Origin of the sequence: Streptomyces sp. NPDC059994, from assembly GCF_042737755.1 — a bacterium.
Taxonomy (GTDB): Bacteria; Actinomycetota; Actinomycetes; order Streptomycetales; family Streptomycetaceae; genus Streptomyces.
The window spans coordinates 1-13,653 of sequence record NZ_JBHWUR010000076.1; the positions used below are offsets into that span (position 1 = coordinate 1).

Consider the following 13,653-nt stretch of genomic DNA (forward strand, 5'->3'; position numbering starts at 1 on the left):
TCCCCGCGCCCCTGGGGGGGCACTGCACTCCAGTCCGCAAACGCCGGAGCGGCTGGAGGTGCCTGTCTTCAGGGGCGCGGGGAACTGCGCGACCGGCCCAGGACGGCCCGCAGACGAAGGGAGACCCGGGGCCGCAGCCCCGAAGCGGGGTGCAGGGGCCGCGGGCCCCGCAACGGGGGAGCGACCAGCCCCCACCCACCCGCGGACGAACACCGGGCAACGCCGAAGGGCGGCCACCCCCCTCCACGGGGGTGGCCGCCCTTCGTCTTTCAGCTAAGCGGCCTGCAAGGGGCGCTTACTTGCCCTTCGCGGCTTCCTTGAGCTTCGAGCCCGCGGAGACCTTCACGCTGTAGCCGGCCGGGATGTCGATCGGGTCGCCGGTCTGCGGGTTACGAGCGGTACGAGCGGCACGGTGGGTGCGCTCGAAGGTCAGGAAGCCGGGGATGGTGACCTTCTCGTCGCCCTTGGCGACGACCTCGCCGACCGTCTCGGCGAGAGCGGCCAGAACGGCGTCGGCGTCCTTGCGGGTCACCTCGGCGCGGTCGGCCAGCGCGGCCACCAGCTCACTGCGGTTCATGTTCTTACTCCCGTGTTCTTCTTGCCTGTGGGGCGTGCCACGCGGCGGAAGCCGCATGTTGGGTACAGCGAAGCCGATGCTGCCAGGGCCCTCGGACAGTCCCCGGACCCGGGTCCGTGTCGGACCCTCGCGCCCGGTTACGCATCCTGCCCCCACCTGTGGCGGGAAAGCCAATCCGGCACCCTCCGGAGTCACACGAAAAGCGCCACAGCCCCGTCATGGTGACGCTCCGTCGACTCCCTGGGGACTCGCTGGAACCGCAGGGGCGGATGCGGGTTCATGGTCCGCCACCCTACGGGCGGCCCCACAGCCCCGCATCCCGCGACGCGCCGGACGGCAGGCGGACGTGGGGCCGGTCACAGCCCCACGCGCGCGCCCCCGACGTGCCTAGGGCCTGGCCGGCGGATCTTGTCTGTGCCGCGGGGGTCTGGTACGCCCTCCCCCAAGGCCTTGAGGGCCAGGGGGACCCCCTGCGGCGTTGTCGTCGGTTGCCATGGCTCCGCCATGTCGCCCTCCTCCGCCTCGCAGTATCGGGGTCTCCCCCGCTCGAACGAAGTGGAGAGCTTGGGGAAGCACCAGACCCCCGCTCACCAGCACCGAAAAGGCGTCCCGGGCCGAAGCCGACCAGATCCGCCGGACAGGCCCTAGAGCGCGGCCTGGGCCGCCGTGCGCACCGCGCCCGCCACCGCGCCCGCGACCTTGTCGTTGAAGACCGACGGGATGATGTAGTTCGCGTTCAGCTCGTCCTCGGTCACCACGTTCGCGAGCGCGGTCGCGGCGGCCAGCATCATGTCCGTGTTGACCGTGCGCGACTGGGCGTCCAGGAGGCCGCGGAAGACGCCGGGGAAGACCAGCACGTTGTTGATCTGGTTCGGGAAGTCCGAGCGGCCGGTGGCCACCACGGCCGCGCTCTGGCGCGCGACGGCCGGGTCGACCTCGGGGTCGGGGTTCGCGAGCGCGAAGACGATGCCGCCCTCGGCCATCGCGGCCACGTCGTCGCCGTTCAGGACGTTGGGGGCGGAGACGCCGATGAAGACGTCCGCGCCGACCACGGCCTCGCGCAGGGACCCGGTCAGGCCCTCCGGGTTGGTGTTCTCGGCGATCCAGCGCAGCGACGCCATGTCGGAGTCGCCGTCGGCGCCGGCCAGGTCCGCGCGGCCCGAGTGGACGACGCCCTGGATGTCGGCGACGACCGCGTTCTTCACGCCGGCCGCCAGCAGCAGCTTGAGGATGGCCGTACCGGCCGCGCCCGCACCGGACATGACGACCCGTACGTCACCGATGCCCTTGCCCACCACGCGCAGCGCGTTGGTCAGCGCGGCGAGCACCACGATCGCGGTGCCGTGCTGGTCGTCGTGGAAGACGGGGATGTCGAGGGCCTCGCGCAGCCGGGCCTCGATCTCGAAGCAGCGCGGCGCGGAGATGTCCTCCAGGTTGATGCCCGCGAAGCCGGGGGCGATCGCCTTGACGATCGCGACGATCTCGTCGGTGTCCTGGGTGTCCAGGCAGAGCGGCCAGGCGTCGATGCCCGCGAACCGCTTGAAGAGGGCCGCCTTGCCCTCCATGACCGGGAGCGCGGCCTTGGGGCCGATGTTGCCGAGGCCGAGGACGGCCGAGCCGTCGGTGACGACCGCGACGGAGTTGCGCTTGATGGTGAGGCGGCGGGCGTCCTCGGGGTTCTCGGCGATCGCCATGCACACCCGGGCGACACCCGGGGTGTAGATCATCGAGAGGTCGTCACGGTTGCGGATGGGGTGCTTCGACTGCATCTCGATCTTGCCGCCGAGGTGCATCAGGAACGTACGGTCGGAGACCTTGCCGAGGGTGACGCCCTCGATCCCGCGCAGCTTCCCGACGATCTCGTCGGCGTGCGAGGTGGAGGTGGCCGCGATGGTGACGTCGATCCGCAGCTTCTCGTGGCCGGAGGCGGTCACGTCGAGGCCGGTGACCGAACCGCCGGAGGACTCCACGGCCGTGGTGAGCTGGGAGACCGCCGTACCGCTGGCGGGCACCTCCAGCCTGACCGTCATCGAGTACGAGACGCTGGGCGCCGTTGCCATGACCGGGTTCCTCTGCTTTCCCTAGCTTCGTTGCTGGCGCCGCCCCGACTGTCGCCGGTCAGCGCCATCCGATGTTCGCACCTACTGGCTGGTAGCCGGTAACGCGCCAATGATTCCGGAAAACACTTTCCACCATACGAGAGATGATCGATCGGCGGAAGCCCCGAAAACTACGACAGGCCCACGCCATCCGCAGATGACGTGGGCCTGTCGCTCACGTTAAGACACCGACCCGCCATGCTCGCCTCGCGGCAAGTGGTCGCTCGAAGCGACTAAGGTTGGGCCCGGGGGCTTGGATCGAGCCGGTGCCGTACCCAGGCTAACAAACCACCCCGGCAAGTGATTCAAGCATCGCGAGTTGACCCCGGCGTATTTTTTGCCGTTTCTCCGCGCTCAGTCCCGCAGCAGGTCAGGCACCCCGTCCGCGTCCGGCTCGTCGCGCTCGCCGGAGATCACGGTGAGCTGCTGGGTGGCCCGGGTGAGCGCCACGTACAGCACGCGCAGCCCGGCGGGCGACTCGTCGGCGATCTCCGCCGGGGAGACCACCACCGTGGCGTCGTACTCCAGACCCTTCGCCTCCAGGCTGCCGAGCGCCACCACGCGCTCGCCGAGACCGGCCAGCCAGCGCGCCGCCTGCTCGCGCCGCCGCATGGCGACCACCACGCCGACCGTTCCGTCGACCTGGTCGAGGAGACGGGCCGCCTCCTCCCGTACGGACTCGGCGAGGTCGTCCCGTACGACGGCGAAGCGCGGCTCGACGCCGGTGGAGCGGACCGCCGCCGGGGACTTCATGCCCGGCATCGCCAACGCCAGCACCCGGGCGGCCAGTTCCGCGATCTCGGCCGGATTGCGGTAGTTCACGGTCAGCTCGAAACGGCGGCGCGGGCGCGAGCCCAGCGCCTCGTCGCGCGCGGCGGCCGCCTCGTCCGGGTCGGACCAGGACGACTGGGCCGGGTCCCCGACCACCGTCCAGGTGGCCGTGCGGCCCCGGCGGCCGACCATGCGCCACTGCATCGGCGTGAGGTCCTGCGCCTCGTCGACGATGACGTGCGCGTACTCGGTGCGCTCCAGCGCCAGCCGCTCCGCGCGCTCGCGCTGGGTCTCCTCGCGCTGCGGCATCAGCTCCTCAAGGCCCGTGAGCGCGTCCAGCGGGTCGTACTCGCGCTTCTTCCTGGGCTTGGCCGGGGTACCGAGCAGCGTCTGGAGCTCGTCCAGGAGCGCCACGTCGTGCACCGACAGCGGCCCGTGGCCGGTGGCGTCGAGCCGGGAGAGCGAACGGGCCAGGCGCCGGGTCTCGCCGGGCGTCAGGTCCCGCCGTGCCCAGCGGCCCAGGCGCCGCTCGTCGCCCATCGCCGCGAGCACCCCGCGCGGGGTGAGCTCGGGCCACCAGGCGTCCAGGAACGCGATGAAGCTGTCCTCGGAGGTGACGTCGTCGTCGAACGAGGACCGCAGCTCGGCGGCGAGCTCCGGGTCCGTGTGCCGCCCGGCCGCGCCCGATCTGCTCCACAGGGCGTCCAGGAGCAGCTTGCGGGCGCGCGGGCGCAGCAGGTTGACCGGGGCGGTCCCGCTGAGCACGGCGTGCCGGATCCGCCGCAGCTCCTCGGCCTCCAGCTCGACGCGCCGGCCGAAGGCGACGACGCGCAGCCGGGTGGGGGTCACCGCGGTCTGCTCGGCCGCCGGCTCCTCGCCGAACGAGAGCTGGCCGTTGTCCTGCGGCGCGGAGCCCCGGGCCGGGTTGCCCCGCCGGGTCCTGCCCCGCGCCGGGTCCGCCGTCTCCAGGGCGCCGCGCGCCGCCTTGCGCAGCACATGGAGCATCCGGGAGGAGCCCTTGATCCTGGCCACCGCCGGGTCGTCGTACGCCGTGGCCTCGGCGCCGTCGACCAGGTTTCCGACCGCGCGGATCGCCACCTGGCCCTCCTCGCCGAGCGAGGGCAGCACGCCTTCGGTGTACGCCACGAGCAGCGGGGTCGGGGAGACGATCAGGATGCCGCCCGCGTAGCGGCGGCGGTCCTGGTAGAGCAGGTACGCGGCGCGGTGCAGCGCGACGGCGGTCTTGCCGGTGCCGGGGCCGCCCTCGACGTATGTGACCGACGCGGCGGGCGCCCGGATCACCAGGTCCTGCTCGGCCTGGATGGAGGCGACGATGTCCCGCATGGTGTGGCTGCGGGCCTGGCCGAGCGCGGCCATCAGGGCGCCGTCGCCGATCACCGCCAGCTCGGCGCCGTCGAGCGTCGCGGTCAGCTCCGGGCGCATCAGGTCGTCCTCGACCCCGAGCACCTTGCGGCCCTTGGAGCGGATGACGCGGCGGCGCACCACCCGGCCCGGGTCGACGGGCGTGGAGCGGTAGAACGGCGCGGCGGCGGGCGCGCGCCAGTCGATGACCAGCGGCGCGTAGTCGGAGTCGAGAACGCCGATACGGCCGATGTGCAGCGTTTCGGCGATCTCGGCGTACTTGCCGCCCTCCCCCTCGCGTACGGCCTCCTCGGCGGGCTCCACAGCCGTGTAGGCCCCGTCGGGGCCCTTCTTGCCGTCCTTGCCGAGCAGCAGGTCGATCCGGCCGAAGAGGAAGTCCTCGAATTCGTTGTTGAGGCGGTTGAGGTGGATCCCGGCCCTGAAGACCTGGGCGTCCCTCTCCGCCAGCGCTCCGGGTGTTCCCACCTGGCCGCGCTGGGCGGCGTCGTTCATCAGGAACTCCGCCTCGTGGATCTTCTCCTCCAGGCGGCGGTACACCTTGTCCAGGTGTTCCTGTTCGACTCCGATCTCACGGTCTCTGACCGAGTCGACAGCGACTTCCTGCGCGGCCACCGGGGCCCCCTTCTGACGTGCATTGGGCAGCCGTCAACCGTACGCGAAGGGGGCCGGTCTGTCAGGCGGTGACCGGCCGGTGATCGGGCGGAGATCACCTGCCGGTCAGGCCGGGACGTCCACCAGGGCCCTGCCGTCGAGGGTCCGGACCTCGAAATGGTCAATCTGGTCCCGGTTCATGGCGGTACCGCCGTGCACGTACAGCGGGTACTCCGACTCCTTGCGCGGGCTGTCCTTGATCCCGTACCCCCACTTGGGCACCGCCCAGGTGGTCACCGTCTCCTGCTCGCCGTCCTTGCCGATCGCGATGAGGCTGCACTTCAGCGGGCCCTTCACGTTCTTCAGCTGCAGAACGGTGTGGGTGCCCCAGCCCTTCTTCTCGGTGCCGACGGTCGCGCTGACGCCGGTCGTCGCGTCGGTCGCCGCCACCTTCCGGGTCATGTGGTTGAAGAAGGCGTCCTCGGCGGGGCTGGTCGGGTGCGCCTCGGCCGGCTGGCTCGCGGTGGTGCCGCTGGAGCCGTCGGAGGTGGCCACCACGGCGATCGCCGGACCGCCGATGATCAGCGCCGCGGCGGCCGCCACCAGGTACGTGGTGCGGCGCCTGCGCCTGGCGCGCTGCGCCGCCACCTCGTCGATGAGCCGCTCGCTCATGCTCGGCGGAGCCGGGCGCAGCGGGCGGTCGGCGGGGCCGGGGAACTCCTTGAGGGTGGAGAGGAGGGACTCCATGCCGCCGAGCTGGTCGAGCTCGTCCGCGCACAGGTCACAGCCCGCCAGGTGCGCCTCGAAGGCGGTGGCCTCGGCGCCGTCGAGGATGCCGAGCGCGTACGCCGCGACCGCCTCGTGTTCGGACTGGTACTCCGGCGTGGTCATGCCGTCACCCCCCGTTCCTCCAACGCGAGTTTCATGGAGCGCAGGGCGTAGAAGACGCGGGACCTGACGGTCCCGCTCGGCACGCCCAGCGCCTCGGCCGCTTCATTGACCGTACGTCCTTTGAAGTACGTCTCGACCAGCGCCTCGCGATGTGCGGGCGTCAGGTCGTCGAGCGCGTCCGAGAGCGTCATCAGCCACAGCGCCTTGTCGATCTCGTCCTCCGCGGGCATGACCTCCAGCGGCGACGGATCGACCTCCTGCGGCCGGGCCTGCCGGCTGCGGTGGCCGTCGATGACGATGCGCCGTGCGACCGTCACCAGCCAGGGGCGGACCGAACCGGTCGCTCTGTTGAGCTGACCGGCGTTTTTCCAGGCACGGATGAGCGTCTCCTGCACGACGTCCTCGGCCCGCTGGCGGTCGCCGGCGACGAGACGGAGCACATACGCGAGCAGCGGTCCCGCGTGCTCGCGATAGAGCGCCCGCATCAGCTCCTCGTCGGGAACGGAGCGGTGCCGGGCGCCTTGCGGACGGTCATCGGCCACGGCGGCATCCTTGCGCACCAGAACCTCCCGGTCGAGACCCTGCCGGCGCGCGGGTCGCGTCCGGCTCACCCCTCCATACGGACGGTTGTCCTGAACCATTCAAACCGGCGCGAGATTTTTTGTTTACGGAGTGGCCAGAGCGGTTTCACAGAGCCGCGGCCGCGGTGCGCCGCCGGTGCCGCGCCACCCGTTCCCGGTTGCCGCACACCTCGCTGGAGCACCAGCGGCGCCGCCGTCCGCGCGAGGTGTCCAAGTACAGCCGGAAGCAGTTGTCGCCCTCGCACTGGCGCAGCCGGGACCGGTCCTGAGGGTCGGTGAGCAGCTCCACCGCGTCCCGGGCGACCACGGCGAGCAGCGCGGTGCAGTCGGGGGAGCCGCTGAGGGTGCGCACCAGCCGTCCGTCGGCACCCCGGATCGCACGTACGCCCGGGGGTGCGGCGGCGGCGAGGGCATTGACCCGCTCCAGGGCCGCGGCGGCCGCGCCGCCCCGGCCGCCGAGCTCGGCGTGGACCAGCTGTCCGATGTGTTCGCGCAGTTCGGCGAACCGGAGCAGCCACGCGCTGTCGGCCCCCGGCAGCGGGGTGCCGGCCGGCACGAGCCCGGCGCCGACGAGCCACTGCCCGAGCCTTGCTGCGCTGTCCAGCTGATCACTGTCGTACGCCCCGGTCGCCACCAGATCCAGACAGATCCGCCCGGAGTCGAACCGCAACATGCGCCACCGCCTTGGGGGTTACCGGTGAGTGCCGTACCTCCAGAGTGCCCGCCCGGGCGCGGCGCCGGAAGCCCTTCTGCCGGGGCGTGGCCATGGGGTGGCGGGGTTGCGGTGCGTCCTGTCCCGCGATGTGCCGGTGCCGAAGAGCGCCTGGCAGTGGATCGGGACGGCGCAGTACCGGCTGGCCCAGCGCGGCCGCCACCAGAGCCTGTCGGCCGTCGATGGCCGGTCTGCGCGACCGCGACGCACCGCGCTCTCGTGATCCTCCACGGCGACAAGGACTTCGCCGCCGCCGCGGGCACCCTGACGGACGTGCCGGAGCACAACGTCCACCAGGGGCACCAGGTGCCCCGCTGATCCGCACCCCGGCCGAGCGGTCCCTCCCTCAGTCGTCGCCGTACTTGGCGTCCGACCCCGGGTCGAGCGCCAGCCGGTAGCCGCGCTTGACCACGGTCTGGATGAGCTTGGGGGCGCCCAGCGCGGTACGCAGCCGGGTCATCGCGGTCTCCACGGCGTGCTCGTCCGTGCCCGAGCCAGGCAGCGCCCGCAGCAGGTCGGCACGCGATACCACCCAGCCGGGACGGGCGGCGAGGGTGCGCAGGAGCGACATCCCGGCGGGCGGGACGGGCCGCAGCTCGCCGTCGACCAGGACCGCGTGGCCGCGGATCTCCACCCGGCGCCCGGCGATGGGCAGCGCCCGCGCCCGGGCGGGCAGTTCGCAGCAGAGCAGCTGGACCAGCGGCCCGAGCCGGAACCGCTCGGGCGCCACCGTCTTGATTCCGCGCGCCTGCAACGGCAGCGCGGTGACCGGCCCGACGCAGGCGGCCAGCACATCGCGGTCGAGCGCGCCGAGCAGCTCGGTGAGCAGCCCGCGCTCCTCGGCCCGGGAGAACAGGGACGCGGCGGCGGGCGCGCTGGTGAAGGTGAGCGCGTCGAGCCCGCGCGCCACGGTGAGGTCGAGCAGCCGGTCGAGCGGGCCGAGGTCCTCGGGCGGCAGCCACCGGTAGACGGGCACCCCGACGACCGTGGCGCCGCCGGCCCGCAGCGCCTCCACGAAGCCGGGCAGCGGTTCGCCGTGCAGCTGGACCGCGATCCGGCGGCCCTCGACGCCCTGCTCCAGGAGCCGGTCCAGGACCTCGGCCATCGAGTCGGACGACGGCGACCACTCCTCGGTGAGCCCGGCCGCCCGTATCGCGCCCTTCGCCTTCGGCCCCCGCGCGAGCAGCTCGGTGGCGCCGAGCCGGGCGAGCAGCGACTCGCCGAGCCCCCAGCCGTCGGCGGCCTCCACCCAGCCGCGGAAGCCGATCGCCGTGGTGGCGATGACGATGTGCGGCGGCTCGTCGATCAGCTCCTTGGTGGCCGAGAGCAGCTCGCTGTCGTTGGCGAGCGGCACGATCCTCAGGGCGGGCCCCTGCACCACCGCACCGCCGCGCCGCTGAAGGAGCGCCCCCAGCTCTTCGGCGCGGCGGGCGGCGGTGACTCCGACCGTGAACCCGGCGAGGGGTCCGTGCTGTGTGTCGACCATGGCTCTCCAACCGGGGTGGTGCGGCGGTTCGCACCGAGCCTGTCAACCCCGCGTGACAGGCCCGGTTCGCGCGCGTGTCCCCGGTGTTACGGCGAGGACGGCCGCGGCGCGCTCCCTGTGTCCTATTAGACCCCGTCAGACCTCGGCGTATACGGGTTCGGAGGGTGCGGTCGCGGCGGCCGGACGGCGAAGGTACACCGCCCAAGTGGCCGTGAAGCAGAGCGCGTAGAAGGCGAGGAAGGAGACGAAGGCGGCGGTTCCGGTGCCATTGCTCATGAACGACTGGCGGAAGGCGAGGTTGATCGCGAGCCCGCCGAGCGCGCCCACGGCGCCGATCAGCCCCATCGCGGCCCCGGAGAGCCGCCGCCCGTAAGCGGCCGCGGTCTCACCCTCCATCCCCTTGGACACGGCCGTGGCCTGGAAGATCGCCGGGATCATCTTGTACGTGGAGCCGTTGCCGAGCCCGCTGAGCACGAAGAGCGAGATGAACCCGACGAGGAAGACACCGAGCGACTTCTGTACGGATGCGAAGATCACCACCCCGGTCGCGGCCGACATCGCGGCGAACGTCCACAGCGTGATCCGCGCACCCCCGAACCGGTCCGCGAAGGCCCCGCCCACCGGCCGGATCAGCGAGCCGAGCAGCGGCCCGATGAAGGTGAGCGAGGCGGCCTGGAGCGGGGTGCGCCCGAACTGGGTCTGGAGTACGAGCCCGAAGGCGAAGCTGTATCCGATGAACGACCCGAAGGTCCCGACGTACAGCAGCGCCATGATCCACGTATGCCGGTCGCGCACCGCCTCCAGGGCGGCCCCGGTGTCGTTCTTCACGGGCGCGAGGTTGTCCATCTTCAGCGCGGCGCCGATGGCCGCGGCGACGATGAGCGGCACGTACACACCGAGCACGATGCGCGGGTGGGTGGCACCGGCGGTCCCGATCACGAGCAGCCCGATGAGCTGCACGACGGGCACCCCGATGTTGCCGCCCCCGGCATTGAGCCCGAGGGCCCACCCCTTCTTCCGCAACGGGAAGAAGGAGTTGATGTTGGTCATGGAGGAGGCGAAGTTACCGCCGCCGATCCCGGCGAGGGCGGCGACGAGCATGAAGGTGGTGTACGAGGTCCCGGGCTCCATCACGGCGAACGCGGCGCCCGCGGGCACCAGCAGGGACAACGCACTGAAGATGGTCCAGTTCCGGCCACCGAACTTCGCGACGGCGAAGGTGTACGGGATCCGCACGAGCGCCCCGACAGCGGTGGCGGTCGATATCAGGAAGAACTTCCCGGCGGGGTCGACGTGGTACGTGGGCCCCATGAACAGGACCATCACCGACCACATGGTCCAGATGGAGAACCCGATGTGCTCGGAGAACACGGAGAACCACAGGTTCCGCCGGGCGATCCGCTCCCCGGTCCGCTCCCAGAAGACCTCGTCCTCCGGGTCCCACACTTCGATCCAACGGCCGTTCATTGACGCCTCCCTGGTCGACGGGTCGTAGCGCGGTGGTGCGGCGCACGGGCCGGTCCCTGATGACTGCGACTGCTCGATGACTGTTTCCGGACACCGACGGTAGGGAGGCCGGGTTTCACCCCCGTGCCGCCGCGTGACCACCGGGCAACCTTGTGTTCACGGGGAAAGGGATCGTGCGGTGAGGCCCGCCCCCGCTGCTGCGGCGGCAACTCTTCACGGGGAGGTGTGCGTGGCGGAACAGGGGGTGTCCGCAGTCGCACAGGGGGGAGGGGTGCACGGCCTGAGTCCTGGGCATGGCCCGCCCGCTGAGAGCCGGGGCCGATCGGCAGTCTTCAGCAGCAGCCAGGAGTAACGTCGGGGTATCGAGATCCGAAGGGTTTCAGGATGCCGTACGCCGACGACAGCACCCCGGACCGCATCGGGCGGCGCATCGCCAGAGCGCGCAAGGCTCGCGGCCTCACCCAACTCCAGCTCGCCCAGCGCATCCCGTGCTCGAAGTCCCTGATCGCCCAGGTCGAACGGGGCCACAAGCCAGCCACTCCGTCACTCACCGCCGGGGCCGCCCGCGCGCTCGGCGTCCGCCTGGACCAGCTCATCGGGCAGCCGTACGAGGACCCGCAGCGGGGCCGGGTGCACGCGACGGTTCCGGACATCCAGACGGCCATGCTGTCGTGGGACCTGCCGGAGGAGGCCGTGCCCGTCCGCTCCCGGGCCGAGCTGGCTGCCGATGTGGCCCGCGCCTCCGCGCTCGGCCGGGCGGGCCGGTACGCGGCTCTCGGCCGGATGTTGCCGCCGCTGCTCGACGAGTTGTCGAGTGCCTGCCACGCGGCGGACGGCGCCGAGCGCGAGCGGCTGTTCGGGCTCTTGTCCGAGGCGTACTCCGGAGTGACGGCGATCGCGTACACCGTGGGCCTGTTCGACCTGCGCTCCCAGGCCATGGACCGGGTGCAGTGGGCAGCTGGGGAGTCCCACGACCCCCTGCGCGTCAGCCGCACTCAGTGGCAGCGCGCCACACTCTTCTTCCAGGCCGCCGCGTACGACCGTGGTCTACGGCTCCTGGACCGGGTGCGCCACGAGCTGGGTGACGACATCGCGCGGATGGACCCGCCCGCGCTGAGCGTGCACGGCGCGGTGCACCTGCGCTCAGCGATGTTCGCGGCGAGGGCGGGCAACGCGGGTGGCGCCCACGCACACCTGGACGCGGCGGCGGACGCGGCCCGCCTTCTCGGCCGCGACGCCAACCACTACGGCCTGGAGTTCGGCCCCACGAACGTGGCGATGCATCGACTCGGGGCGGCGGCGGAGCTGCACGACGGGTCGGAGGTGGCGCGCCTGACCCGCGAAGTCCGGCTGCCCGCCACGGTGGCTCCGGTACGGGCGGGCCACTGGTACATGGACGCGGCGAAGGGGTGGCTGGACCACGGCAACCGCGAGAAGGCGTTCGCCGCGCTGCGGGCGGCGCGGAGGGCCGCGCCGGAGCAGACCCGCAACCACCCGCAGGTACGCGAGACGTTCCTGACCCTGCTCCAGCAGGAGCGCCGCACCAAGGAGCCACTGTCGGGGTTCGCCGCCTGGCTCGGCGTCACGTGACGGTGTTTCACAGGCCGTGAAACTCGCGGGCCTCACGTCGCAGCAGCATGAGCCGACGAGAGCCTCCGCGGTCGCGCGACCGCTCCGGGGGCATGGCCACAGCTGACGAGGAGCATCGCCATGCCGCGCTGCACTGCCCGCATGCCCAATCCGCCTGAGCACGGGATCGATGCGGATCAGGGTCGGCTTGATGGGGCGCTGGGCCGGTGAACAGGACGAGCCATACCGCAGAGCAGCTACTTGATGCAGGCAAGGGCAAGCCGGTCGGCCTCGGCCTGTGCTGGGCACCAGCGCCGGGCAATCCGGGCCGCAACTGCACACTCGGGGACGGACACGACGGGCTGCACTTCCACGAGTATTCGGGCGTCACTTGGGATCGGCCGGACCAACCCCGATGAGCACGCGCGGAGGGCGCGAGCCCCAGGTCGTACTGACACTGCGGGTCTCACGGGACAGCGGCCATACGTGGGACCCGCTGCGCACGATCCGCATGACGGGGCCCCTGGTCCCGGAACTCACATCCAGGTGGCCACCGTGCCGGTGCCTCCGATGCACCCTGAGGTCACCCGAATGAGGCCGCAATACATATAGGAGGACAGCGACATTGTGGCTCATCATCGACACCTTCAACGCTCTCCCGCCGAGCTTTATCGGCACAGAAGAGATAGTTCTCCACAACGACCACACGAACATCGGACAGGGATCCTGCAATGCCTTTTAGCGCATTTAAATCAACCGAAAATAATACCACGCCTCCCGAGAGGGGAATAGACCTTCCAGCCCAGAGTCACGAATGAAATCGAATTCGCACAATAACTACGTCATCATTCAGATTCTCCAGATATTCGTCCGCATAAAAGAAATAGTCGTCCCCTCTGGGCTGAATCTCGCTAGATTCCTCATTCAGACTTCCGTCGATCCAACGCCCGTCGAGGGTCAGCAGAACATTGGTGGGAATTAGACGAGACACCGCTCGCTTGACAAAGTCTCGCTGGGGTAGCGAATAATGCTCGACCGGGTCAAGAATACCCACCGTCAAATCCCGAACCCTTGGATCATTTTGGGCCGCTCGCAGAATCTCCTGATTCCTACGCTCCGCCATCGCGAGGGCTTCCAAATATTTGCACGCGCCCGAGTCGGCACCCTCAGAAAGAGATTCGCATGGTTGCGCATCAGCGAAAGACGCTGAAAAATCACGCCACCGCGCCCAACGGCGCGCAGCATCTGCAGCCACAGGGCGCTTAGCTGCATCGAAGTCAAGGAGGCCCCTTGGTGCGCCATCACATCGCGACGCTGGCTGAGGTTTCCGAGGAGTTCCATTAGGGAACTCCCGCACCCTGATAATCCGCGCGTCCCGCTCGTGGCCTCGCCGAACAGGAAGCCCCATCTCCCCATCCCGGCCGTAGATATGCCACCAATCCCACTCACCCTGCCATCGGGGCCCGCCAGAAACCTCAACCATTCCCATATCATATGGAGCCATAGCTCCTGCGATTCCGTTAGGA

10 protein-coding genes are annotated in these 13,653 nt (G+C 70.7%); 1 reads left to right on the top strand and 9 read right to left on the bottom strand.

Features of this window, described 5'->3' with window-relative positions; translation table 11 throughout:
* Window positions 1-295: 295 nt before the first annotated feature.
* From ACFWA7_RS28865 to ACFWA7_RS28900, 8 genes are all read right to left on the bottom strand, one after another.
* Window positions 296-577, bottom strand: coding sequence for an HU family DNA-binding protein (locus ACFWA7_RS28865; protein WP_015033921.1), 282 nt, complete (start codon window positions 575-577; stop codon window positions 296-298).
* A gap of 644 nt (window positions 578-1,221) precedes the next feature.
* Window positions 1,222-2,637 (bottom strand): NAD-dependent malic enzyme, encoded by a 1,416-nt coding sequence (locus ACFWA7_RS28870; RefSeq protein WP_385541847.1) that lies wholly within the window; start codon window positions 2,635-2,637, stop codon window positions 1,222-1,224.
* A gap of 393 nt (window positions 2,638-3,030) precedes the next feature.
* Window positions 3,031-5,442, bottom strand: a complete 2,412-nt coding sequence (locus ACFWA7_RS28875; protein ID WP_385825972.1) for a HelD family protein — start codon at window positions 5,440-5,442, stop codon at window positions 3,031-3,033.
* A 105-nt stretch (window positions 5,443-5,547) separates the two neighbouring features.
* Window positions 5,548-6,312 (bottom strand): anti-sigma factor family protein, encoded by a 765-nt coding sequence (locus ACFWA7_RS28880; protein ID WP_385541850.1) that lies wholly within the window; start codon window positions 6,310-6,312, stop codon window positions 5,548-5,550.
* Window positions 6,309-6,872 (bottom strand): sigma-70 family RNA polymerase sigma factor, encoded by a 564-nt coding sequence (locus ACFWA7_RS28885; RefSeq protein WP_266980145.1) that lies wholly within the window; start codon window positions 6,870-6,872, stop codon window positions 6,309-6,311. Before ACFWA7_RS28885 ends, ACFWA7_RS28880 begins: the two co-directional genes overlap by 4 nt.
* A 127-nt stretch (window positions 6,873-6,999) precedes the next feature.
* Complete coding sequence (locus ACFWA7_RS28890; protein WP_385541852.1) at window positions 7,000-7,566, bottom strand: CGNR zinc finger domain-containing protein; 567 nt, start codon at window positions 7,564-7,566, stop codon at window positions 7,000-7,002.
* Between the two features lie 385 nt (window positions 7,567-7,951).
* The gene (locus tag ACFWA7_RS28895; protein WP_385541854.1) at window positions 7,952-9,091 is read right to left on the bottom strand and encodes a uroporphyrinogen-III synthase; all 1,140 of its coding nucleotides are present in this window, start codon (window positions 9,089-9,091) and stop codon (window positions 7,952-7,954) included.
* Window positions 9,092-9,226: 135 nt separating this feature from the next.
* Complete coding sequence (locus ACFWA7_RS28900; protein ID WP_385825974.1) at window positions 9,227-10,558, bottom strand: nitrate/nitrite transporter; 1,332 nt, start codon at window positions 10,556-10,558, stop codon at window positions 9,227-9,229.
* A gap of 384 nt (window positions 10,559-10,942) precedes the next feature.
* On the opposite strand from ACFWA7_RS28900, the gene ACFWA7_RS28905 reads away from it, so the two are divergent.
* A complete protein-coding gene (locus ACFWA7_RS28905) occupies window positions 10,943-12,148 on the top strand; it encodes a helix-turn-helix domain-containing protein (protein ID WP_385825976.1) in 1,206 nt (401 codons plus the stop codon).
* Between the two features lie 787 nt (window positions 12,149-12,935).
* On the opposite strand, the gene ACFWA7_RS28910 is transcribed toward ACFWA7_RS28905, so the two are convergent.
* Window positions 12,936-13,382 carry a hypothetical protein gene (locus ACFWA7_RS28910; RefSeq protein WP_385825978.1) on the bottom strand — a complete coding sequence of 149 codons (447 nt, stop codon included), beginning with the start codon at window positions 13,380-13,382 and terminating at the stop codon, window positions 12,936-12,938.
* Window positions 13,383-13,653: the final 271 nt, after the last annotated feature.

Excerpts from the sequence above, each read along its gene's own strand:
- ACFWA7_RS28865 (WP_015033921.1), bottom strand. The coding sequence starts at position 577 with ATGAACCGCAGTGAGCTGGTGGCCGCGCTGGCCGACCGCGCCGAGGTG.
- ACFWA7_RS28870 (WP_385541847.1), bottom strand. The coding sequence starts at position 2,637 with ATGGCAACGGCGCCCAGCGTCTCGTACTCGATGACGGTCAGGCTGGAG.
- ACFWA7_RS28880 (WP_385541850.1), bottom strand. The coding sequence starts at position 6,312 with ATGACCACGCCGGAGTACCAGTCCGAACACGAGGCGGTCGCGGCGTAC.
- ACFWA7_RS28890 (WP_385541852.1), bottom strand. The coding sequence starts at position 7,566 with ATGTTGCGGTTCGACTCCGGGCGGATCTGTCTGGATCTGGTGGCGACC.
- ACFWA7_RS28895 (WP_385541854.1), bottom strand. The coding sequence starts at position 9,091 with ATGGTCGACACACAGCACGGACCCCTCGCCGGGTTCACGGTCGGAGTC.
- ACFWA7_RS28900 (WP_385825974.1), bottom strand. The coding sequence starts at position 10,558 with ATGAACGGCCGTTGGATCGAAGTGTGGGACCCGGAGGACGAGGTCTTC.
- ACFWA7_RS28905 (WP_385825976.1), top strand. The coding sequence starts at position 10,943 with ATGCCGTACGCCGACGACAGCACCCCGGACCGCATCGGGCGGCGCATC.